The sequence below is a fragment of the Fictibacillus fluitans genome (assembly GCF_030418125.1).
In the GTDB taxonomy this organism is placed as follows: domain Bacteria; phylum Bacillota; class Bacilli; order Bacillales; family Fictibacillaceae; genus Fictibacillus_C; species Fictibacillus_C fluitans.
This window is the reverse complement of the sequence record NZ_JAUHTR010000001.1, coordinates 269,895-291,020: the sequence shown is the minus strand read 5'-3', so window position 1 is coordinate 291,020 and position 21,126 is coordinate 269,895. Positions and strand designations below refer to the sequence as shown.

Below are 21,126 nucleotides of genomic sequence, written 5' to 3'. Positions count from 1 at the left end.
CGTTACGCCATCCCTGTCACTGTATTTATACTACCTTATGTTCAACCTATTCTTATTATTAATTTCTTCCGTTTTCTGTATGAAGCAGGCGATCAGGTGAAAACTAATTCCAGGAAACAGAAACGGAGAAATGTTTATGCCATGTACATCAAGCGAAGAATTGAAGCAGATCATGATGCAAGCAAGAGTTTATACTCAGTATGGGAAGGTGGCCGACTATATCCCGGCTTTAAATCAGGCAGATCCTGACAATTTGTCAGTTGCCATTTCTCATCCTGAAGGCAACTGTGTCTCCGCGGGTGATGTGAGGATGAAGCTCTCACTCCAAAGCATTTCAAAAGTCCTGGCTCTTGCTTTGGCATTGATGGACCGGGGAGAAGATCATGTGTTTTCCAAGGTCGGATACGAGCCAACGGGGGATCCATTCAATTCGATCATAAAGCTGGAAATCAGCAAACCTTCCAAACCCCTTAATCCAATGATCAATGCCGGGGCTCTTGCTGTTACCCATTTGATTAAAGGTGAATCCGTTCAGGAAAGAATTGAACGTTTGCTTTATTTCGTAAGGAAGCTCGCAGGCAATCCCTCCATTTCGTATTGTGAGGAAATAGCTGCCTCGGAATTCGAGACTGCACATCTCAACCGTTCCCTGTGTTATTTTATGAAGCAGCACAGCATTATTAATGAAGATGTGGAGAATCTCATATACCTGTACACGAAACAATGCGCGATCGAAATGAACTGCCTGGATCTTGCGCGAATCGGGCTGGTGTTTGCGCTTGACGGGTTTGAGCCTTTAACCAAAGAACAGCTTATTCCGGTTTCCGTGGCACGAATCTGCAAAACGTTTATGGTGACATGCGGGATGTATAATGCATCCGGGGAGTTTGCAGTCCGCGTGGGAATACCCGCAAAAAGCGGGGTTTCCGGAGGCATTATGGGATCCGTTCCCAACCGGTTTGGCATTGGAATTTTTGGTGCGGCACTAGATGATAAGGGAAACAGCATTGCAGGGGTGAAAATACTTGAAATGCTGTCAAAAAAGTATGATTTGAGCATGTTTTGACCATGATACGGCTTCCTTGAAATAAGGAAGCTGTTTTTTTATGCACAATGGAGGGTATCTTAAAACTATTTAAAGGACCTTTCATCAAAAACTATCGGAAAATAAGGGGACATCTTTCATGAGCATAATACCAAATCAGCGGATACAATTGCATGGTTTCAATAACCTGACAAAGTCATTAAGTTTTAATATGTATGATATCTGTTACACGAAAACGAGAGAAGAAAGGGAGGCGTACATCGCATACATTGATGAAGAATACAGCGCAGAGCGTTTAACCCGCATTCTGCAGGGAGTGTCCGACCGGATTGGAGCACATGTGTTAAACATCGCCAAGCAGGATTATGTGCCTCAGGGAGCGAGCGTTACTTTATTAGTATCAGAGGGACCGGTGGTGGAAGTGCCAACCGAACATCTTGAAGAAACACCGGCTGCGATGCCGGAATCTGTCGTCATGCAGCTCGATAAAAGCCATCTGACCGTTCATACGTATCCGGAATACCATCCGGAAGAGGGAATCAGTACGTTCAGGGCGGATATTGATGTATCCACCTGCGGGGAGATATCCCCGTTAAAAGCGCTGAATCACCTGATTGATTCATTTGATACAGACATTATGACAATCGATTACCGCGTAAGAGGCTTTACACGGGACTTCAAAGGAAGAAAGCTTTTTATCGACCATGATATCCATTCCATCCAGAATTTTATAGATGAGGAACATAAAGAACAATTTGACATGATTGATTCCAATATCTATCAGGAAAATATTTTTCATACCAAATGCAAACTGAAAGAATTTGACTTGAACAATTATTTGTTCGGTTATAAAAGTGAAACACTTAGTGAAGAGGAAAAAACAGCTATCACTTCAAGGATTACGGAAGAAATGGAAGAAATCTATTTTGGACGCAATATGAATCACCGATAATTAAAAAGAGACCCATCAGGGTCCCTTTTTTTTTGAAATCCTGCCTTAGCGGGGCTGATTTCTGAGCTGCTGTTCTCCCATTGCGACAAGACGTTTCGTCATTTCGCCGCCGACAGAACCATTCGCTCTTGAGGTTGTGTCTGCACCAAGCTTTACTCCAAACTCATTGGCAATTTCCTCTTTCATCTGCCCTAAAGCATTTTCAGAACCCGGTACCAAAAGTTTGTTTCTTGCCATGCTGCAACACCTCCGTATAAAGTTGAACAGCGATTCGCTGTCCGTTATTTAAGGTTTCCGAAAATGGGTGCGTGCATTCATTTTACTGCAGTATAATGAAGCGGTATACATAGTATAAGGAGGGATGGCATGAGAAAAGTGGAGGTTCTGCCCTACTCACCATCATGGGAAACAGAATATAAGAAAGAAAGCAGCAGGCTGGCTGATATATTGGACCGCTTGCTCATCGATATCCATCATATAGGAAGCACTTCGGTTCGCGGCCTTGCAGCAAAGCCAGTCATCGATCTACTTCCTGTTGTCACTGATCTTTCCCTTGTGGATGATTATAACGAAAAGCTTATAGAGATCGGTTATGAACCAAAAGGAGAAAATGGAATCGAAGGCCGGCGTTATTTTCAAAAAGGAGGGGATATGCGCACTCACCATGTACATATCTATGAATCGGGTGATCCCGAAATTGAACGGCACCTTAATTTCAGGGATTATTTGATCAGTCATCCACAGAAAGCGGAAGAATATAGCCAGCTTAAAGGAGAGCTCGCCAGAAAATATCCATGGGACATCACCTCATACATTGAGGGGAAACATGCTTTGGCGAAAGAGATTGATGCGCTTGCACAGGCATGGGATAGATGTAAGAAAGCACACCTTTAGCCTGGAAAAGAGGTGTTGCGTTATAATGGTATGGAAAAAGACATAAGTTCAAGTAAAAAGGGTGAAGCTTCATGGACATTTTTGATGCAATAAAAACAAGACGGAGTATCGGGAAAGTGAAAGATGAACCCGTACCACAAGAATTTATTGAAAAAATTTTAGAAGCCGGAATGTACGCGCCAAATCATCACCGCACCTATCCCTGGCGTTTCTTTGTCCTCACGGGAGAAGGCCGGAACAGGTTTGGAGAACACCTCACCAGTGTTTCCAGACTTTCAATGAAAGAACCCCTTTGTGACGAAGATATTCAAAAACTAGAAAAGACGAAGAAAAAACCGCTTCGTGCTCCTGTCATTATTGCGGTTGGTGTTGATCCGGATAAGGGTCCTAAAATCATCCGGGAGGAAGAAGTAGCTGCATCCAGTGCCGCTATTCAAAACATGCTTTTGGCGGCCCATGCGCTTGGTCTAGGTGCTGTTTGGCGAACGGGTGCCATTTGTTATCATGAAAAAATGAAAGAATTCTTTCGGCTGTCAGACAGCGGCGAGATGGCGGGCTTCATTTACCTGGGGTACCCGGAGATGAGCCCGGCAGATGTGAAAAAACAGAATTTTAAAGAAGTCACTCAATGGATCAATTAGTTTTATAAGCGAAGAGGCTGACTTGCGCTCTCTTCGTTTTTTTAAGCAGAATTGGGGTAAAGGTATCTGTATGTCCAAAACCAGTTTGCATGAGAGGATGACAATGAGTGAATAAAAGAAAGCTTGGCAGTCAGGGTCTTGAAGTATCGGCACTTGGTTTGGGTTGCATGGGAATGTCTGATTTTTATAGTGGTCAGGACGACCAGGAATCGGTCCGTACGATCCACCGTGCCCTTGAACTTGGCGTGAATTTTCTCGATACGGCAGACATGTATGGAGTGGGGAAAAATGAAGAGCTTGTTGGCAATGCAATCAGAGACCGCCGGCAGGATGTGATCCTTGCCACAAAATTCGGTAATGTCAGAGGAGAGGATGGTTCTTTTTTAGGAATTAACGGCCATCCCAAATACGTTAAGGAAGCATGCGATAAAAGCTTAAGGCGTCTCGGAACGGATTATATTGATCTTTATTATCAGCACCGGGTGGATCCAGGTGTGCCGATTGAGGAAACGGTTGGAGCGATGTCTATCCTGGTTCAGGAGGGGAAGGTGCGGTATCTTGGCCTTTCAGAAGCGGGGCCGGAAACGATCAGGCGTGCTCACGACGTTCATCCCATAACGGCGCTTCAAACTGAATATTCGTTATGGAGCAGAGACGTGGAAGACCAAAACCTTCCTGCCGTACGCGAGCTGGGAATTGGCTTTGTCCCATACAGCCCGCTTGGCCGAGGATTTTTGACAGGTCAGATCCAAACCTTTGATGATCTGGCAGAAGATGATTACCGCCGCTATTCTCCGCGTTTTCAGGGAGAGAATTTCCAAAAAAACCTGGACCTTGTTGAAAGAATCAAGGAGATTGCAAAAGAAAAAGAGTGCACCGCTTCACAGCTTGCTCTTGCCTGGCTGCTGGCACAGGGAGAAGATATTGTGCCGATTCCCGGAACAAAGAGAACAAAATACCTGGAAGAAAATATTGGCGCACTGGAAGTTGAGCTCACTACCGAGGATACCAGCCGTATCAATGAAGTAGCCCCAAAAGGAGCCGCTGCCGGGGAACGCTATCCAGAGGCAGGCATGAAAAGTGTGAACATATAATACAGATTAAAAAAATGAAATTCCAAAAAGCCATTCCTGATTCAGGAGTGGCTTTTTTTCTCGTACAGATTCACATTTCCATGCTGACTAATAAATAAAACATGATCGCCCTGATCCACCGAATGAAAATCCGGGGATGACACAAAAAGATTTTCGCCTGAAGAAAGGCGGAGGATATATCGGGGCTGGGTCTGAACGTTCATTCCCCGGTCAACAGCGATTTCAGTATAATCCTTTTGCAGGACGCGGCCTTCCACTTTTGAAAAGGCGAACTCCTGATCTATGAAACCTGACCAAGCAGCGTAGAAGAAAAAGAGAGCTGAGGCCCAGGTAAGAAGAGTTTTTGTTTTGCTCATCATTTCACCTCCGGTATTAGTATGTCCTATACCCGAATTCCAACCAATGCGCACAATTTAAAAAGGACTTTATGATCAATTTTTTGAATTATCTTTCAATTTTATTGAATTTTGAAAGGAAAAGAGTATACTGTAACTAATCTTACATACCGACCGGTTAGTAAGTGAAAAGGAGATGAAGCACATGGATTTTTCGTATTCTGATCGGGTCAACGACCTGCGCAAAAGGATCGCAGATTTTATGGAGCAGCATGTGTATCCGAATGAGCATCTTTATGAGGAACAGCTTAATCAGCAGGAAACCCGGTGGAGTAATATTCCTCCCATTATGGAAGAAATGAAGGAAAAAGCACGAAAGGAAGGGCTCTGGAATCTTTTTCTTCCGGAAAGTGACTATGGCGCCGGATTGAACAATCAGGAATACGCACCACTATGTGAAATCATGGGCCGTTCACTGATTGGTCCCGAAGTGTTCAACTGCAATGCGCCGGATACAGGAAACATGGAAGTGCTGGTGCGCTATGGAACAGAAGAGCAAAAAGAACAATGGCTTAAACCGCTTCTGGAAGGGAAAATCCGGTCCTGTTTTTCAATGACGGAGCCGGAAGTAGCTTCATCGGATGCAACCAATATAGAAGCCCGCATTGAAAAAGACGGAGATGAGTATGTGATCAACGGCCGCAAATGGTGGTCTTCTGGGGCAGGAGATCCTCGCTGTAAGATCGCTATTCTTATGGGAAAGACAGATCCGACCGCAAACCGGCATGAACAGCAATCGATGATTCTAGTTCCGCTCGATACCCCGGGCGTAAAAGTCGAACGTCTCCTGCCGGTTTTCGGGTATGATCATGCCCCGCACGGACACGCCGAAATCTCATATGAAAACGTCAGAGTTCCCGCCCAAAACATCATCTGGGGAGAAGGAAAGGGGTTTGCGATTGCACAGGGACGTCTTGGGCCGGGAAGAATACATCATTGCATACGCCTGATCGGTGCTGCCGAGCGTGCGCTTGAGGATTTATGTAAGCGTGTACAAAGCCGCAAAGCGTTCGGCAAGCCGATAGCGGATCAGGGAGTAGTCCGCGAATGGATCGCAAATTCACGGATTGAAATCGAACAAGCCCGGCTCTTAACGCTAAAAGCCGCGTATATGATGGACACGGTAGGCAATAAAGCAGCGAAGGCAGAGATAGCGATGATTAAAGTGGTGGCTCCTTCCATGGCTCTCCGTGTCATCGACCGTGCCATTCAGGCGTTTGGAGGTGCAGGAGTTTCAAATGATGTGACGCTTGCCGCACAATGGGCCAACGCCCGCACCCTCCGTCTGGCCGATGGTCCGGATGAAGTACACCGTGCTCAGCTTGCAAAACTTGAATTGAAGAAATATGAAGGACAATTGGTTTATTAGGAGGCATATTCATGAATGTCATTAAGCTTTTTGACCTGACAGGCAAGACAGCCATCGTTACAGGCGGCGGCCGCGGCCTGGGGCAACAGTTTGCAGAAGCCCTGGCTGAAGCAGGGGCAAACGTGGTGCTGTGTTCAAGAAAAGTGGAAGCGTGCCAGGAAATCGCCGGGCAGCTCGCAGACCTCAAAGTACGTACGCTTGCCCTGTCGTGTGATATCACTAATCCGGATGATGTGAAAAACGTGGTAAGTGAAACCGTCAGCACCTTTGGAACCATTGATATTTTAGTGAACAACAGCGGAGCAACCTGGGGAGCCCCTGTTGTGGACATGCCATACGAAGCCTGGAAAAAAGTCATCGATGTGAATGTCACAGGAACTTTTCTTATGAGCCAGGAAGCAGGAAAAAGGATGATTGAACAAAAATCCGGGAAGATCATCAATATCGCATCGGTGGCGGGTCTCGGAGGCACTGATCCGCGGTTTATGGATACCATTGGCTACAACACAAGCAAAGGGGCGGTCATTACCTTTACCAAAGACCTTGCCGTGAAATGGGGACAGTATAATATCAATGTAAATGCCATCGCTCCTGGCTTTTTCCCTACCAAAATGTCAAAGATCCTGATGGAACGGGGAAAGGAAGCCATATTGGGTGGTACTCCGCTTAATCGCTTCGGAAATGCAGATGACCTGAAAGGCGCAGCGCTTTTTCTTGCTTCCAGTGCTTCTGATTACATAACAGGAGATGTGCTGGTTGTAGATGGCGGAGCTCATGCCATGTAAAGGTGCACTTTGAATTCCAATTTATCATCTGGAGGGAGAAGAATGAGTGAGGTAAATACCTGGAAAAGCCATTATCCCAATACCATTCAACCAGAGATTGAGATTCCCGAGTACACGATTCCGCAGCTTCTTGAACATACGGCAGAAAAGTACCCGGACCATACCGCATTGTCTTTTTTTGGCCATAAGTCCACTTATAAAGAACTGCAGGATCTTGTGCACCGTTTTGCTTCTGCCATGCAAAAAGATGGGATGAAGAAAGGGGACAGGGTGGCCGTCATGCTGCCAAACTGTCCGCAATACACCATTGCCTATTACGGAATCCTTGCGGCAGGAGGCATTGTTACACAGGTGAATCCGATGCTCGTTGAACGGGAATTGCTTCATATTCTTGAAGACAGTGGGGCTGAAATCATCGTCGTTTATGAACCGCTGTATCACCAGGTGAAAAAGGCAGAGCAGTTATTTTCGCTCAATACAGTCATCTCTGTCAGCTTTGATCAGGAACCGAAGCTGAGAGAAGTACCCACATTCTATGAATTTTTACAAAAAGGAGATCTCCCGTTTCAAAGGGTTCCCGTCTCTCCGGAAGAAACAGCTGTATTACAGTATACAGGAGGGACCACAGGCAGATCCAAAGGGGCCATGTTGACCCACCGCAACCTTGTGGCCAATGTGCTGCAATCGTATGAGTTTTTTAAATTAAATATGGAGATAGGCAAAGAAAAGTATCTGACAGTGATTCCCCTTTTTCATGTATTCGGCATGACTTCCTGTATGAACATGGCTGTATTCACCGCTTCGGAAAGCATCCTGCTTCCAAGGTTTGATCTGGAAGAAGTTCTGAATACGATCAAAAAAGAACAGCCTACGATCTTTCCCGGCGTGCCGACGATGTATGTGGCCATCACCAATCATCCGCAGGCGGAAAACTATTGTATCGATTCTATTAAAGTTTGCAACAGCGGAAGTGCCCCGATGCCGGTGGAACTGCTACAGGAGTTTGAAAGAAAAACAGGTTCCGCCATTTTGGAAGGGTATGGGTTATCTGAAGCATCACCAACAACTCACTGTAATCCCATGTTTGCCGACAGGAAACCGGGGAGTGTGGGAATCGGCTTACCCTCAACAGACTATCGGGTGGTAGATTTGGGTACAGGCACCGCTGATGTAGAAACGGGAGAACTCGGAGAGCTGATCATTAAAGGCCCTCAAGTCATGAAAGGGTACTGGAACATGCCGGATGAAACCGCACAAGCATTAAGGGACGGCTGGCTGTATACAGGAGACATCGCCAAACTCGATGAAGACGGCTTTGTTTATATCATGGACCGTAAAAAAGACATGATTATTGCAAGCGGTTACAATGTGTATCCGCGGGAGGTGGAAGAAGTTCTGTATGAGCATCCTGCGGTAAGGGAAGCTGTGGTAATCGGCGTTCCGGATCCGTACCGCGGGGAAGAGGTGAAGGCAATTCTTGTGCTTAGAGAAGGTAAGCGTCTGACAGAAGAAGAGGTTTTTCATTATTGCAAACAAAACTTGTCAGCTTATAAAGTGCCTCATCTTATTGAGTTCAGAGATCAGCTTCCGAAAACGAATGTCGGAAAAATCTTAAGAAGAGCACTTCGGGATGAAGCAAGAATTCAAGCCAGTCGATAACCATTGAAAATGAAAATAAGAAAATAAGGAGGATGCCCCAATTTTTTCTGTAAACAAAAAAGATTGTGAGGATACAAGCATGAAAGAAAAAATTACCGAATGCAGCATCTCTTTATTTGAGAAAAACGGATTCAGTGAAACATCCATTCAGGATATCGTTGATTCGCTCGGGGTTACGAAAGGAACGTTTTACTATTATTTTTCCAGCAAAGAGGAATTGCTGATGAATATTCACAATCGGTATATTGATGAACTGCTGATTCAGCAGAAAAAAATCATGGAAAACGATTTAATGACCAGCAAACAAAAGCTGTTTGAAATCGTCTACACCTTGATTGGAAGCATCAGGCAGGCAGGCGCAAGTGCCAAGGTATTTTTCCGTGAAATCAAAAACCTGAACGAAGAACGTCTTGCCCAAATCATTCCCAAGAGAGACCAATTTCGATTTAACATTGAAAAGCTTATAAAAGAAGGAATCGGCAGGGGGGAATTCCGAGGGGACCTTAATCCATCCATTGTCACGTTTGGGGTGCTCGGAGCCGCTAATTGGAGCTATCAATGGTATAACCCGGACGGGGAATTGTCTGAACAGGAAGTCGCCCGTATTTTTGTTGAAATGATGCTCAATGGCATTGCCAATCAATAAAACAGAGACCTGAGGAGGAGAAAATAATGAAAGTGGAAGATTTACAGCAAATTACCGTGCTTGGAGCAGGCCAGATGGGGCATCAAATTGCCATGCTTTGTGCGCTTGGCGGATTTGAAACCGTTATGCAGGATATCGATGAACCCGCCCTGCAATCTGCAAAAAGCAAACTGCATGACATTATGGACCGCTGGATATCCAAAGGACGATTGACATCTGAAGAAAAAGAGAACGCATTTAAAAGATTGCGGTTTACGAGCAGTTTTGAAGATGCCGTAAGCAATACCGATTTTGTCATCGAAGCCGTGGTGGAAAAATTGGAGGTCAAACGGGATGTGTTTGCCCGGCTGGAAAAACTGGCTCCGCCCCATGCCGTCTTTGCCACCAACAGCTCAACCATCGTTAACAGTCTGGTCGCGTCGGAAACCCGCCGTTCCGATAAGGTAGTAAACATGCACTTTTTCTTTCCGCCGCTTGTCATGGATTGCGTGGAAGTGGTGATGAGCGAGAACACCTCCGAAGAAACAGCAGAGCTCGCAATGAGTATCTGCAAACAAATCAACCGTACAGCCGTTTTGCTTAAAAAAGAGATATCGGGGTTCGTTGCCAACAGGATTTTGGGTGCCTTGCAAAAAGAAGCCGTGAACTTGTATGAACAGGGAATCGCCGATTTTAAGGACATTGACATCATCTGCCGAAAAGCGCTAAACCATCCGATCGGGCCATTTGAATTAATGGACCTGTCGGGAATTGATGTCGGATATTACGTCTCCGAGCAGCAGTACCAGGAAACGGGCAACCCGGAGGACAAGCCGGCAGCCTGCATCGAAGAAAAGGTAAAACAAGGGCATCTGGGCAGAAAAACAGGACAAGGCTGGTACACCTACAAACAAGAAGGAGTGAAATTATAATGGGGAAATTCCTAAATGTTGTGAAAGAAGATGCGGTAGCCGTTGTTACCATTGTAAATCCGCCGCTGAATGTTTTAAGCAAAGCGGTTTTTCAGGAACTGGATGATGTGTTCATGGAACTTGAGCAGGATCAGAAAACGGTTGCCGTTATACTGACGGGAGAAGGACAAAAGGCATTTGTCGCCGGTGCGGACATTAAAGAATTTCCACAGATGATGGGCAACCCGGATATGAAAGACTATGTGATGGATGTTCATATGATCTTAAACCGGATAGATTTCTTTCCAAAGCCAACGATTGCTGCATTAAACGGACTGACGTTTGGCGGTGGATGTGAACTGGCCCTAGTTTGCGATATGAGGATCGCTGAAGATCATGCACAGATCGGTCTGCCGGAAGTAACCCTAGGGTTGTTTCCCGGGGGAGGAGGAACACAGCGCCTTCCGCGTCTCGTAGGAGAAGCGAAAGCTAAGGAAATGATGTTTACAGGTGAACCGATTTCAGCGGAAACGGCCTTGAAGATCGGTCTTGTCAACCATGTCGTACCGTCCGGTGAAGGGCTCAAAGAATCGAAAAAGCTTGCTGCCAAGATGACACGCCATTCGCTGCAGGCCTTGTCGAGAATCAAAAGGTCCGTTGATGAAGGACTGGAAAAGCCGCTGACAGAAGGCATTGAGCTGGAAGCTTCTCTTTTTCAGGAGGTGTTTCAGACAGAAGACATCAAAGAGGGAGTACAGGCCTTTTTGGAGAAGCGAAAACCGGCATTTTCGCATCGTTAATAAGCAGACAAAAAAGGAGAGTACCGGATGCATACCATTGCTCTGACCGTCCGCTTTTGTGAAACGGACGCTTTAGGCCACATTAATAACACAAGCTATTTTATTTATCTTGAAGAAGGCAGAGTAAAATTCTTTGAATCCCTGGGTTTGGGGATCAGCACGGAAGACTGGAATTTTATTCTTGCCTCCACCACATGCGATTTTAAGGCACAAGGCTATTTCAACGACAGGCTCAGTGTTCATACAAGTGTTTCCACTGTCGGGAACAAAAGCTTTGTCCTTACGCATGAAATCAAAAGAACAGAGACCGGTGAACTGATCGCCAAGGGGAGTGCCACTCTTGTGTATTTTGACTTTAAAAAGCAAACCACAGAATCCATTCCCGATGATGTGCGCACTGTGCTGGCCCAGCATGGTGAAAGGAAGCCGGTGGAATCAGAATCTTAATTAAGGAGGAGATGCCAATGAACCAGGATACCATCTCGGTGAGAAGCGGGGAAGAGCTTGATAAAGCAGCACTTGAACTTTTCCTTCGCCGGTCGCTGCCACATCTGCCGGACGAACCATTAGGTGTTCTGCAATTTTCCGGAGGCCATTCCAATTTAACTTATCAGCTGAAAATGGGAAGCTGGGAAGCGGTTCTGCGGCGTCCACCGCTTGGGCCTGTTGCGCCAAAAGCGCATGACATGGAACGGGAACACAAAATTTTGTCTGAAATTCATGAACTTTTTTCTCCTGCACCAAAGCCCCTTCTTTTTTCAAAAGGAGAGGAAGTGATCGGAGTACCATTCTTTCTAATGGAAAGAAAGCGTGGCCTCGTGTTGGATACGGCTTTTCCTGAAGGTGTGCGGGCGGAAGAAAGCTTATGTACACATATTTCCCAAGAAATGGTGAGGCAGCTCGTGCAGCTGCACAGCATTGATTATACAAAAACAGAACTGACAAGCATCAGCAAGCCGGATGGTTTTATGGAACGGCAGGTACATGGGTGGATTTCCCGGTATGAACGCTCAAAAACGGAGGACATCCCAGAGGTGGAGCACCTTACACGGTGGCTTGTTTCCCACATTCCGAGCCGTTCGGAAGCCTGTATGATTCACTATGATTATAAACTCAACAACAGCATGTTTGATTTGGAACTCAAAGAAATGACAGGCTTATTTGACTGGGAGATGAGCACGGTGGGAGATCCTCTTGCCGATCTTGGCGTGGCGATGAGCTACTGGATGGAAGCATCCGATCCGGAACTTTTGAAAACAGGTCTCGGAAAACCATCTGTTACTGTCATGAAGGGCTTTTATTCCAGGAACCAGTTTATTGAGGAATATGCGAATCTCAGCGGCAGAGATGTCAGCTTGATACCGTTCTACCTCACATTCGCCTATTTCAAGCTGGCCGTTATCTGCCAGCAGATTTATTACCGATATCGTAAAGGACAGACCCATGATCACCGCTTCTCTGGTTTTCACCATTTTGTAAAAAGCTTAATATTGCACGCATCGAATACAGCATTTCGGGAGTAGGCAAAAAAGCGTGAGATACAAGAGGTGAAAAGGATGAAGGTACATGTGCTGTTAACCAAGGAAGAAATCAATGAGGAAAGATTAAGAGAGAAGGGAAAGGTGGCCGTTGTTCTTGATGTGCTTCTGGCAACGACAACCATCATTTCGGCTTTGAATGAAGGAGCAAAAGAAGTGATCCCGGTTATGGATGCGAATGAAGCTTTTAAACTCTCCCAATCTTTGAAAAAAGGTGACTTCATACTGGCAGGAGAGCGGGACGCCCGGCCGATTGAACACTTTCACTATCCAAGCCCAACCCTGCTTTCTCCGCTTGTTGAGGGCAAATCTCTCATTCTCTCGACCACCAACGGAACGATTGCGCTCAAAAAAGCAGAAGCAGCGGAACATGTTTATATTTCCTCTCTTCTCAACAATGAAAGAACGGCCCGTCAGCTTTTGAAATGTCACCGTGAAAGCACAATTGTCATTATTTGTTCAGGCAATGCAGGGGAAGTCAGCCTCGAAGATGTGTATGGTGCCGGCCACCTTATCCAATCCTTATTGACCATGTCAGAACAAAACTTCTCAATGAGCGATGCCGCCAAAATGGCGTATTATTTGTTTTTGGGAAACCGGCACAATGCTAGTGAACTGCTGTCTTCCTCTCATGTGGGGCAGCTTTTTGAAAATCATGGACTTCTTCAGGATTTGACGCTTGCTGCCACTGCGAATACAGCGCCCGTATTGGCTGTGATGAAAAACGGGGCTGCGATACTGGAGGCAGGGCAGGCTTCTCCATCCGAAATCAAAAAAGTGAGGGATAGATGATGGAAGATACCCGTACTAGAATTAAAGGTTCGCAATTTTTGTTAAAGGGGGCGGAGCCGGAGCACATATTTACTCCTGAGGACTTTACCGATGAGCACCGGATGATTGAGAAGACTGCCCGGCAATTTATTGAAAAAGAAGCGGAGCCCTTCCGGGAAGATATTGAAAAGCAGGATTTTGAAAAAATCACTACTCTTCTGAAAAAGGCTGGAGAGCTTGGCCTTTTGGCTCACAGTATTCCCGAAAGCTATGGCGGTCTTGGACTGGATAAGATCAGTAAAGGAATAGTTGGAGAAGCGATCGGGCACTCCAGTGGATATGGTGTCGCCCATTCCAATCACACCTGCATTGCGACACTGCCGATTACGTATTTTGGAACGGAAGAACAAAAGGAGAAATATCTACCGAAAATGGCATCGGGTGAATACATAGGAGCCTATTGCCTTACCGAACCGAACGCCGGATCTGATGCGCTGGCCGCCCAGACGACGGCTGTTCTCAATGAGGAAGGCACTCAATACATCCTGAACGGAACAAAAATATATATAACCAACGCAGTCTTTTCCGATACGTTTATTGTTTACGCGAAGGTGGACGGAGAGAAGTTTACCGCTTTTATTGTGGAAAAGGATTTTCCGGGATTGTCGCTCGGTCCTGAAGAAAACAAAATGGGGATCAAAGGTTCATCGACCCGTTCTGTCATATTTGAAGATTGTTTGGTTCCTGCGGAAAACCTTCTTGGTGAAGTGGGAAAAGGTCATGTCATCGCGCTGAACGTATTAAATCTGGGCCGGTTTAATCTCGGGTCCGCGTGCATGGGTGCTTCCAAACACGGACTGAAAAAAGCGATCCAATTTATTCAGGAACGCAAACAGTTTAAACAGCGAATCGCCGATTTTGCCGCAACCAAAGAAAAGATTGCAAGACTCGCAGTCCGCCTTTATGCTGCAGAATCACTGCAATACCGCACCGCCCATCTGCTCGAAGAGGCGCTCAGGACGCTTGACGGGCGTGCCGATTTAAAAACAGTGGGAAATGCCATGAGCGAGTATGCCACAGAGTGCGCCATCTGCAAAGTATACGGCTCAGAAACACTTCATGTGACGGTGGACGAAGCGTTGCAGCTGCACGGGGGAGCTGGTTTCATTCAGGAATATGGGATGGAACAGATGTACAGGGACTCCAGGATCAACCGTATTTTTGAAGGAACCAATGAGATTAACCGCCTGCTTATCCCCACCCATTTTTTTAGAAAAGCAATGAAAGGGGAACTGGATTTAGAATCAGCTGCCAGGGATGCTGCCAAGTGCATGGGAGAGGAGAACTCAGGTGAGAAAGACGATATGCTTCACAGCGTGGAAACGCTGCGGCATTTGTTTCTTCTTTCAGCCGGACAGGCTTTCAAGCGTTTTGGCAAAGAGCTTATGCACGAGCAGGAAACCTTGATGATGCTCGCCGATCTTGCCATTCTCCTCTATGGTGCAGAATCAGCTGTACTTCGCACACTAAAAGAAAAAGAGCAGAAAGGAGAAGAACAAGCGGCTTTAAAAATAGCTCTGTCACAGACTCTGCTGGAAGAAAGCTTATGGGAGGCAGAGCGGCTTTCAAGAAAATTGGTTCTGGAGCTGGCGGAGGGAGAACGAGCGGACCAGCTGCAAAAACTTATTATTCAATCATGCAGCTGCTGTCACCCTTTTGGCCAGGAAATAAAACGGAACCGCCTGATTGCCGAAAAATTATATGAAGCCAATCGCTATATCAGCTAAAGGAGATAAACGATGAAATTTAAAGGTTCAATTGCACTTGTGACTGGAGCAGGAAGCGGTATCGGAAAAGCGGTGGCGATGAAACTGGCAGAAGGCGGAGCTCAGGTTCTCCTCGTTGGCAGAACGGTTTCCAAACTGGAAGATGCTGCTTCGGAAATCAGCAAAAAGGAAGTCCTGCAAAAGCCTGAAATTTTTTCTGCGGACGTTACCAATGAAAAAGACGTGCAAAAACTGGCAGATCATGTGCAAACTCGTTTCGGTGATCTGCACATTCTCGTGAACAATGCAGGCGGCAGCAGCCAGACGTCCATTCTGAAAACACCAGTCAGTGAATGGGATTATGTACAAAGCGCCAATTTAAAAAGCGTCTTCCTTGTTTCACGCATTCTCGGCAATGTGATGATTGAGGGAATAAAAAAGGAAAGTGGGCCAAACGCCAACCGTGCCATTGTGAATGTTGCGAGTCTGTCAGGACATCAGGCCGGTGCCCATATTCCTCATTACAGTGCAGCCAAAGCAGGAGTCATCAATTTTACAAGAGCGCTCGCATTGGAGCTCTCTCCCTATAGTATCCGCGTAAATTCGGTTTCACCTGGATTTATCGAGACGCCGCTGACCGAAGAAGGGCTGGAGAACGAACAGTTCGTTAAAGCGATCGAAAAAAACACGGCGCTGAAGAGGATCGGCAAGCCTGAAGAGATTGCAAGCATTATCTCTTTCCTTGCAAGCACTGAAGCTTCCTATATGACCGGATCCGACGTTCTCGCTGATGGCGGCTGGCTTATTAAATAGTGCTTGCAAACTGAATCCAAACTTAAAAAGGAGGAATTAGCATGGAACAAGACCATCTTTTAATTGAAGCAGAGGGACCGATTTTAACACTGACGCTAAACCGGCCGGAGCGATTGAACTCATTCAGTGAGGAAATGATCAGCGATTTGACTGAAGCTCTGAAGACTGCTCAAAATTCTGGTGAAGTTAAGGTGATTATCCTGAAAGGAGCAGGCCGTTCATTCTCTGCCGGCGGAGATGTGAAAACAATGGGACAGGCAACACCAAAGGATGTTTATGAACATATCGGCAAGCTGAACCGGTGTATCCTGACAATGAAAGAAACAGAGATTCCTATTATTGCGGTTGTACATGGCTTTGCGGCAGGAGCCGGATTCAATCTGGCTATGGCATGCGACTTGATTGTTGCCGCCGAAGACAGCAAGTTCGCACTCAGCTTCTCCCAGGTGGGCCTGATTTCGGACGGAGGAGGATCTTACTTTTTGCCAAAATTGATTGGCCCTCACCTTGCCAAACAATTCTTTTTCAGCGCAGAGCCTATTCCTGCAGAACGGCTGTATCAGCTTGGTGTGATCAACTATTTGTCGCCGCTTGAGAAAATGGAGGAAGAAGTAGGCCAACTGGCAGCAAAGCTTGCCAACGGACCGGTGGGAGCATATGGAAAAATGAAAAAGCTGATTGACGCTTCCTATCAGTCTACCCTTGAGGAAATGCTGGAGCAGGAGCGGCTGAACCAGACGCTGATGATCACTACAGAAGACCATCAGGAGGGTATTTCGGCATTTAAAGAAAAAAGGCAGCCTGTTTTTACGGGCAAGTAGATAAGGGCAGGATGAACAAATGACAGGAGGCTAATGATGAACACAAGCCACTATCCCTATTGGCCAAAACGGGTCAGCAAAACACTGACTGTCCCCGAGACGACACTGTATGATAACCTGCAGGTTTCCGCCCGCCGGTATCCAAAGAAAACCGCTTTGTCTTTTTATGGTGCACGCTTGTCCTATGAAGAACTGTTGCAGCAGGTGGATTGGATTGCCGGCTGGCTGCAGGAGGAAATGAACGTTCGGCAGGGTGACCGGGTGATGCTGTTTATGCAAAATTCTCCTCAGTATATCATTGCTTGTTATGCCATCATGAGGGCAGGTGGTACCGTGGTGCCGTTAAATCCGATGAATACCGCACATGAACTCGAGTTTTACATCAAAGACTGTGAGATCAGCGCCGGAATTGTGAGCCAGGAGCTGTATCCTCAGATTTCACCGCTGTTAGAAGGGACTTCCTTGCAGCATATTTTGATCGGGGCGTACTCTGAGTATCTTAGCAGCGAAAGAACCGCTCACTATGTTCCGGCTTCTGTCAGGGAAAGCCGGAAGCCTGTAAACCGCGATGATCATCATGGCTGGCAGGAAGCGCTTGAGCGCGAGATTGCTCCTTCTGTTTATAAAGGCCGTGCGGATGACATTGTTTGCCTTCCTTACACATCGGGAACGACTGGATTGCCGAAAGGCTGTGTACATACAAACCGGACGATACAGGCCAATGTCATCGGTGCGGTCAACTGGATGAACACCATGTCGGACAGCGTTCACCTAGCCACTCTTCCTCTTTTTCATGTAACGGGGATGCTGCACAGCATGCATGCCCCGATTTTTGCGGGTTCCCAAATTGCGGTGCTCACCCGGTGGGACCGGAATGCTGCCGCTGAAACGATTCAATCGCAGAAGGTAACCCATTGGATTAATATCAGCACTATGGTGATTGATTTTCTTTCCAACCCGGACATTAAGGATTATGATTTTTCCTCCCTGGCCAGCGTGGCAGGAGGTGGAGCCGCGCTTCCAAAAGCAGTAGGAGAAAAGCTTTATAAGCTTCTCGGAGTGAACTTTGTGGAAGGTTATGGTCTGTCAGAAACCATCTCCCATACGCATTTTAATCCGCCGGACCGGCCAAAGCTTCAGTGTCTCGGCATTCCGTCCTTTGATGTGGATGCTCGGATTGTGGACCCTGCGACATTAAGAGAGCTTAAAGCCGGGGAAATCGGGGAGATCGTTGTGGCTGGCCCGCAAGTGTTTTTGGAATATTACAACCGGCCGGAAGAATCGAAGCAGGCATTTTTTGAAAAAGACGGAAAACGCTTTTTCAGAACAGGTGATATCGGACGCTATGATGAGGAAGGCTATTATTTTATGGTGGACCGGGTAAAACGGATGATCAACGCCTCGGGATTCAAGGTGTGGCCGACCGAGGTGGAATCCCTCCTTTATAACCACCCTGCAGTACATCAAGCCTGTGTGGTCGGTATTCCGGATCCGAAACGGGGCGAAACCGTAAAAGCGTTTATCATTTTAAATGAAGAGCATAAGAACAAGATAACCGAACAGGACATCATTGACTGGTCCAAAGAGCAAATGGCTGCCTATAAATACCCGCGAATACTTGAGTTCAGAGAAACGCTTCCAACTACAGCCAGCGGAAAAATTCTCTGGAGAAAGCTGCAGGAAGAGGAAGCATACGCTTCCAAGTAATTTTTATCCTTTTTGCAACAAAAAGAAAAGACAGTGGCCATGAACCGCTGTCTTTTTATAGTTCCATTGCTCCTTGAACATCATAAGGAGAAAGGTCGAGATCAGGCTCATGTCCAAGAGCCAGCAGTGCCAGCTGTTTTCCGATGAATGGTCCCATGGTAAGACCAGACGCGCCAAGCCCATTGGCAAACAGCAAACCATCCCAGCCGGGAACCGGGCCAACGACTGGCAGGAAACCAGGGGTAAACGGGCGAAAGCCGGTACGGGCCTCAGTAAATTCTGCATCGGCCAGGCCGGGAGCGGTGGTGATCCCTTTGGCAAAAACTTCGTGCATCCCGCCGGCTGTAATTCTGGTATCATGACCCGCCGGATCGTTTTCGTGAGTAGCACCGATCACAATTTTCCCACGGTCAAACGCAAGAACATACTGATCACTTGGTGGCATAACAACCGGCCAGGACTCTGTTTCGTGTGTAATCTTCAAGTGGGCGATTTGCGCCTTTTGGAAGGTGATTTTCATATGTAAGCCCAGTGGCTCAAGCAGCGAATTGGCCCAGGCTCCCGCACAAATGATCACCGTTTCTGCTTCATACGTTTTCTCACCGGCCCTGACGCCGGTTATCTTTTTTTCAGTAAAAAGAAGAGAAGCGCTGTCCTGAACATGCACTGACCCGTGCCTGACCGCTCCGCGAACAAGCGCATCCCGAAGCGCCCGGCCATCGACACGGGCGGCGCCGCTTACATAAACTGAACCCGTATCACCAGGCAGGAGCGGAAACCTTTTCTGTGTTTCTTCCGGTGACAATAGGGTAATCTCTCCCATTTCCGGTGCGTCTTCTTTACGTTTCAAAGCGCGTTCTTTCATTTTGCGCAGTTTTTCTTCATCCTGATGCAAACTGACAGCTCCTACCCGGGCGTAGCCGGTGTCAGCTTCACCATCTTCTTCAAGCTGGGTGATAAGTCCGGGATAAAACGCCGCTCCGTTTTTCGCTAGCGCATACCATGCTTTGTTTCGGCGCTGGGAAATCCACGGACAAATGATGCCTGCAGCCGCATCGGTTGCCTGTCCACTGTCTTTCCGGTCAATGAGGACAACCTTTACATTTTGTTTGCTTAACAGATAAGCAGCAGAAGTACCAAGAATTCCGCCGCCGATGATAATAACGTTTTGCATGAATCAGCATCCTTTGTTTAGAAAATTCCTCTTTTATTATACCCGAATCCTTTCATGGAGAAAAAAGTCCATTTTATGTATAATAAGAGTTGTTGAACACATTGACAGAATGAAAACGAAGTTGAAAGAGAGTGGAACTTAATGGGACGTAAATGGAATAATATTAAAGAAAAAAAAGCGTCAAAGGACGCGAATACAAGCCGGGTCTATGCTAAGTTTGGCCGTGAGATTTATGTGGCAGCCAAGCAGGGCGAACCGGATCCCGAGTCCAACCAGGCATTAAAAGTCGTGCTGGAGCGGGCAAAAACATACAGTGTACCCAAAGCCATCATTGACCGTGCGATAGAAAAAGCAAAGGGCGGTTCCGACGAGACATATGATGAACTGCGCTATGAGGGATTCGGACCTAACGGATCGATGGTAATCGTTGATGCGCTGACCAATAACGTGAACCGCACCGCTGCGGAGGTTCGTGCAGCCTTTACGAAAAACGGCGGAAACATGGGTGTGTCCGGCTCTGTTGCTTATATGTTTGATGCGACGGCTGTTTTGGGAGTTGAAGACAAAACGGAAGAAGAAGTGATGGAAATTCTTCTCGAAGCCGATGTTGATGCGCGCGACATTGTTCAAGAGGATGACGCTGTGATTGTCTATGCGGAACCGGATCAATTCCATGCGGTTCAGGAAGCGTTCAAGCAGGCAGGGGTTACAGAATTTACAACGGCTGAATTAACCATGCTCGCACAAAACGACGTAAGCCTGCCGGAAGATTCACTGACACAGTTTGAAAAGCTGGTTGATACGCTTGAAGATTTGGAAGATGTCCGCCAGGTATACCATAATGTAGACTTGGGAGAATAAAGTGATGAAAGACCTTGACGATCAGGGTCTTTTTTTATGTTCTCTTTTTCCGCTCTCTTGATTTCCGTGTCCTGATCAGCCTTGTAGCCGGCTGCTTTCTGATCCATTTAATGAATTTGCTTATTTTTTCGTCTGCCCTCAAGCTTTGAATCGTATTCAGCCTTGCTGCCAGCTCCTCGTTGGTGTAAAGGGCATGAATTTGCTTATGACACGGCAGGCAAAGGGAGGCAGTTGGTTTAAAGGTGCCGCCCATTTCCTTTGGGGTCAGATGGTGTATGGTTGTTTCTGTGTTCTCCCTTCCGCACAATTCACATGTTCCGATCACTTTTTTAGCCATGAACATCAAATCCTCACATTTTTTCTCTCCTTAATTATGTCACCTTTTTCTGTGAAAATTAAACACTGAAGGACCAGGCAGTGAAACTAGCAACTCCTGCTTCATTTTAAAAAAACTTTTTCCAAATGCAGAATAAACTCTCTCAATTTGAATATAGTTTACTAGAAA

Annotated in this window: 23 protein-coding genes; 19 read left to right on the top strand and 4 right to left on the bottom strand. The window is 46.6% G+C overall.

Annotated elements, in window-relative coordinates; all coding sequences use genetic code 11:
• Window positions 1-136: 136 nt before the first annotated feature.
• A complete protein-coding gene (gene glsA, locus QYB97_RS01355) occupies window positions 137-1,066 on the top strand; it encodes a glutaminase A (RefSeq protein ID WP_301164161.1) in 930 nt (309 codons plus the stop codon).
• A 118-nt stretch (window positions 1,067-1,184) separates the two neighbouring features.
• Entirely contained in the window at window positions 1,185-1,997 is an 813-nt protein-coding gene (speD, locus tag QYB97_RS01350; protein ID WP_301164160.1) for an adenosylmethionine decarboxylase, read from the top strand.
• A 45-nt stretch (window positions 1,998-2,042) separates the two neighbouring features.
• Here speD and QYB97_RS01345 read toward each other — a convergent pair whose 3' ends face one another.
• On the bottom strand, window positions 2,043-2,234 hold the full coding sequence (locus QYB97_RS01345) for an alpha/beta-type small acid-soluble spore protein (RefSeq protein WP_061970103.1): 192 nt from the start codon (window positions 2,232-2,234) through the stop codon (window positions 2,043-2,045).
• 129 nt (window positions 2,235-2,363) lie between these two features.
• Here QYB97_RS01345 and QYB97_RS01340 point away from each other — a divergent pair, with 129 nt between their 5' ends.
• The 3 genes from QYB97_RS01340 to QYB97_RS01330 all read left to right on the top strand — a co-directional run bounded on the left by QYB97_RS01340 (window position 2,364) and on the right by QYB97_RS01330 (window position 4,626).
• Complete coding sequence (locus tag QYB97_RS01340) at window positions 2,364-2,891, top strand: GrpB family protein (RefSeq protein ID WP_301164159.1); 528 nt, start codon at window positions 2,364-2,366, stop codon at window positions 2,889-2,891.
• 71 nt (window positions 2,892-2,962) lie between these two features.
• Window positions 2,963-3,532 carry a nitroreductase family protein gene (locus tag QYB97_RS01335; RefSeq protein ID WP_301164158.1) on the top strand — a complete coding sequence of 190 codons (570 nt, stop codon included), beginning with the start codon at window positions 2,963-2,965 and terminating at the stop codon, window positions 3,530-3,532.
• A 107-nt stretch (window positions 3,533-3,639) separates the two neighbouring features.
• On the top strand, window positions 3,640-4,626 hold the full coding sequence (locus QYB97_RS01330; RefSeq protein WP_301164157.1) for an aldo/keto reductase: 987 nt from the start codon (window positions 3,640-3,642) through the stop codon (window positions 4,624-4,626).
• Between the two features lie 41 nt (window positions 4,627-4,667).
• Here the strand turns inward: QYB97_RS01330 and QYB97_RS01325 are convergent, their stop codons facing one another.
• Window positions 4,668-4,982: a hypothetical protein gene (locus QYB97_RS01325; protein ID WP_301164156.1), complete on the bottom strand. Its 315-nt coding sequence runs from the start codon at window positions 4,980-4,982 to the stop codon at window positions 4,668-4,670.
• Between the two features lie 184 nt (window positions 4,983-5,166).
• Here QYB97_RS01325 and QYB97_RS01320 point away from each other — a divergent pair, with 184 nt between their 5' ends.
• The 13 genes from QYB97_RS01320 to QYB97_RS01260 all read left to right on the top strand — a co-directional run bounded on the left by QYB97_RS01320 (window position 5,167) and on the right by QYB97_RS01260 (window position 18,586).
• Window positions 5,167-6,390, top strand: a complete 1,224-nt coding sequence (locus QYB97_RS01320; protein ID WP_301164155.1) for an acyl-CoA dehydrogenase family protein — start codon at window positions 5,167-5,169, stop codon at window positions 6,388-6,390.
• An 11-nt stretch (window positions 6,391-6,401) separates the two neighbouring features.
• Window positions 6,402-7,175 (top strand): SDR family oxidoreductase, encoded by a 774-nt coding sequence (locus tag QYB97_RS01315; protein ID WP_301164154.1) that lies wholly within the window; start codon window positions 6,402-6,404, stop codon window positions 7,173-7,175.
• A gap of 42 nt (window positions 7,176-7,217) precedes the next feature.
• Entirely contained in the window at window positions 7,218-8,834 is a 1,617-nt protein-coding gene (locus QYB97_RS01310; protein WP_301164153.1) for a long-chain-fatty-acid--CoA ligase, read from the top strand.
• Window positions 8,835-8,913: 79 nt separating this feature from the next.
• On the top strand, window positions 8,914-9,480 hold the full coding sequence (locus QYB97_RS01305; RefSeq protein WP_301164152.1) for a TetR/AcrR family transcriptional regulator: 567 nt from the start codon (window positions 8,914-8,916) through the stop codon (window positions 9,478-9,480).
• 26 nt (window positions 9,481-9,506) lie between these two features.
• Window positions 9,507-10,391, top strand: coding sequence for a 3-hydroxyacyl-CoA dehydrogenase family protein (locus QYB97_RS01300; protein ID WP_301164151.1), 885 nt, complete (start codon window positions 9,507-9,509; stop codon window positions 10,389-10,391).
• On the top strand, window positions 10,391-11,170 hold the full coding sequence (locus QYB97_RS01295) for an enoyl-CoA hydratase (protein WP_301164150.1): 780 nt from the start codon (window positions 10,391-10,393) through the stop codon (window positions 11,168-11,170). Before QYB97_RS01300 ends, QYB97_RS01295 begins: the two co-directional genes overlap by 1 nt.
• Window positions 11,171-11,197: 27 nt before the next feature.
• Window positions 11,198-11,617 carry an acyl-CoA thioesterase gene (locus tag QYB97_RS01290; RefSeq protein WP_301164149.1) on the top strand — a complete coding sequence of 140 codons (420 nt, stop codon included), beginning with the start codon at window positions 11,198-11,200 and terminating at the stop codon, window positions 11,615-11,617.
• A gap of 17 nt (window positions 11,618-11,634) precedes the next feature.
• Entirely contained in the window at window positions 11,635-12,693 is a 1,059-nt protein-coding gene (locus tag QYB97_RS01285) for a phosphotransferase family protein (protein ID WP_301164148.1), read from the top strand.
• 33 nt (window positions 12,694-12,726) lie between these two features.
• Complete coding sequence (locus QYB97_RS01280; protein WP_301164147.1) at window positions 12,727-13,500, top strand: 2-phosphosulfolactate phosphatase; 774 nt, start codon at window positions 12,727-12,729, stop codon at window positions 13,498-13,500.
• On the top strand, window positions 13,500-15,266 hold the full coding sequence (locus tag QYB97_RS01275) for an acyl-CoA dehydrogenase family protein (RefSeq protein ID WP_301164892.1): 1,767 nt from the start codon (window positions 13,500-13,502) through the stop codon (window positions 15,264-15,266). The genes QYB97_RS01280 and QYB97_RS01275 overlap by 1 nt, the downstream gene beginning before the upstream one ends.
• Window positions 15,267-15,278: 12 nt before the next feature.
• The gene (locus tag QYB97_RS01270) at window positions 15,279-16,058 is read left to right on the top strand and encodes an SDR family NAD(P)-dependent oxidoreductase (RefSeq protein WP_301164146.1); all 780 of its coding nucleotides are present in this window, start codon (window positions 15,279-15,281) and stop codon (window positions 16,056-16,058) included.
• A gap of 41 nt (window positions 16,059-16,099) precedes the next feature.
• A complete protein-coding gene (locus tag QYB97_RS01265; RefSeq protein ID WP_301164145.1) occupies window positions 16,100-16,879 on the top strand; it encodes an enoyl-CoA hydratase/isomerase family protein in 780 nt (259 codons plus the stop codon).
• Window positions 16,880-16,915: 36 nt separating this feature from the next.
• Window positions 16,916-18,586 carry a long-chain fatty acid--CoA ligase gene (locus QYB97_RS01260; RefSeq protein ID WP_301164891.1) on the top strand — a complete coding sequence of 557 codons (1,671 nt, stop codon included), beginning with the start codon at window positions 16,916-16,918 and terminating at the stop codon, window positions 18,584-18,586.
• A gap of 55 nt (window positions 18,587-18,641) precedes the next feature.
• On the opposite strand, the gene QYB97_RS01255 is transcribed toward QYB97_RS01260, so the two are convergent.
• Window positions 18,642-19,760, bottom strand: coding sequence for an NAD(P)/FAD-dependent oxidoreductase (locus tag QYB97_RS01255; RefSeq protein WP_301164144.1), 1,119 nt, complete (start codon window positions 19,758-19,760; stop codon window positions 18,642-18,644).
• 141 nt (window positions 19,761-19,901) lie between these two features.
• Here QYB97_RS01255 and QYB97_RS01250 point away from each other — a divergent pair, with 141 nt between their 5' ends.
• Window positions 19,902-20,621 carry a YebC/PmpR family DNA-binding transcriptional regulator gene (locus QYB97_RS01250; protein ID WP_301164143.1) on the top strand — a complete coding sequence of 240 codons (720 nt, stop codon included), beginning with the start codon at window positions 19,902-19,904 and terminating at the stop codon, window positions 20,619-20,621.
• A 34-nt stretch (window positions 20,622-20,655) separates the two neighbouring features.
• On the opposite strand, the gene QYB97_RS01245 is transcribed toward QYB97_RS01250, so the two are convergent.
• Window positions 20,656-20,958 carry an HNH endonuclease gene (locus QYB97_RS01245; RefSeq protein WP_301164142.1) on the bottom strand — a complete coding sequence of 101 codons (303 nt, stop codon included), beginning with the start codon at window positions 20,956-20,958 and terminating at the stop codon, window positions 20,656-20,658.
• Window positions 20,959-21,126: the final 168 nt, after the last annotated feature.

What these genes read in the sequence shown, in the direction of transcription:
- glsA (WP_301164161.1), top strand. Translation starts at nt 137, where the DNA reads ATGCCATGTACATCAAGCGAAGAATTGAAGCAGATCATGATGCAAGCA.
- speD (WP_301164160.1), top strand. Translation starts at nt 1,185, where the DNA reads ATGAGCATAATACCAAATCAGCGGATACAATTGCATGGTTTCAATAAC.
- QYB97_RS01345 (WP_061970103.1), bottom strand. Translation starts at nt 2,234, where the DNA reads ATGGCAAGAAACAAACTTTTGGTACCGGGTTCTGAAAATGCTTTAGGG.
- QYB97_RS01340 (WP_301164159.1), top strand. Translation starts at nt 2,364, where the DNA reads ATGAGAAAAGTGGAGGTTCTGCCCTACTCACCATCATGGGAAACAGAA.
- QYB97_RS01335 (WP_301164158.1), top strand. Translation starts at nt 2,963, where the DNA reads ATGGACATTTTTGATGCAATAAAAACAAGACGGAGTATCGGGAAAGTG.
- QYB97_RS01325 (WP_301164156.1), bottom strand. Translation starts at nt 4,982, where the DNA reads ATGAGCAAAACAAAAACTCTTCTTACCTGGGCCTCAGCTCTCTTTTTC.
- QYB97_RS01320 (WP_301164155.1), top strand. Translation starts at nt 5,167, where the DNA reads ATGGATTTTTCGTATTCTGATCGGGTCAACGACCTGCGCAAAAGGATC.
- QYB97_RS01315 (WP_301164154.1), top strand. Translation starts at nt 6,402, where the DNA reads ATGAATGTCATTAAGCTTTTTGACCTGACAGGCAAGACAGCCATCGTT.
- QYB97_RS01310 (WP_301164153.1), top strand. Translation starts at nt 7,218, where the DNA reads ATGAGTGAGGTAAATACCTGGAAAAGCCATTATCCCAATACCATTCAA.
- QYB97_RS01305 (WP_301164152.1), top strand. Translation starts at nt 8,914, where the DNA reads ATGAAAGAAAAAATTACCGAATGCAGCATCTCTTTATTTGAGAAAAAC.
- QYB97_RS01300 (WP_301164151.1), top strand. Translation starts at nt 9,507, where the DNA reads ATGAAAGTGGAAGATTTACAGCAAATTACCGTGCTTGGAGCAGGCCAG.
- QYB97_RS01295 (WP_301164150.1), top strand. Translation starts at nt 10,391, where the DNA reads ATGGGGAAATTCCTAAATGTTGTGAAAGAAGATGCGGTAGCCGTTGTT.
- QYB97_RS01290 (WP_301164149.1), top strand. Translation starts at nt 11,198, where the DNA reads ATGCATACCATTGCTCTGACCGTCCGCTTTTGTGAAACGGACGCTTTA.
- QYB97_RS01285 (WP_301164148.1), top strand. Translation starts at nt 11,635, where the DNA reads ATGAACCAGGATACCATCTCGGTGAGAAGCGGGGAAGAGCTTGATAAA.
- QYB97_RS01280 (WP_301164147.1), top strand. Translation starts at nt 12,727, where the DNA reads ATGAAGGTACATGTGCTGTTAACCAAGGAAGAAATCAATGAGGAAAGA.
- QYB97_RS01275 (WP_301164892.1), top strand. Translation starts at nt 13,500, where the DNA reads ATGGAAGATACCCGTACTAGAATTAAAGGTTCGCAATTTTTGTTAAAG.
- QYB97_RS01270 (WP_301164146.1), top strand. Translation starts at nt 15,279, where the DNA reads ATGAAATTTAAAGGTTCAATTGCACTTGTGACTGGAGCAGGAAGCGGT.
- QYB97_RS01265 (WP_301164145.1), top strand. Translation starts at nt 16,100, where the DNA reads ATGGAACAAGACCATCTTTTAATTGAAGCAGAGGGACCGATTTTAACA.
- QYB97_RS01260 (WP_301164891.1), top strand. Translation starts at nt 16,916, where the DNA reads ATGAACACAAGCCACTATCCCTATTGGCCAAAACGGGTCAGCAAAACA.
- QYB97_RS01255 (WP_301164144.1), bottom strand. Translation starts at nt 19,760, where the DNA reads ATGCAAAACGTTATTATCATCGGCGGCGGAATTCTTGGTACTTCTGCT.
- QYB97_RS01250 (WP_301164143.1), top strand. Translation starts at nt 19,902, where the DNA reads ATGGGACGTAAATGGAATAATATTAAAGAAAAAAAAGCGTCAAAGGAC.
- QYB97_RS01245 (WP_301164142.1), bottom strand. Translation starts at nt 20,958, where the DNA reads ATGGCTAAAAAAGTGATCGGAACATGTGAATTGTGCGGAAGGGAGAAC.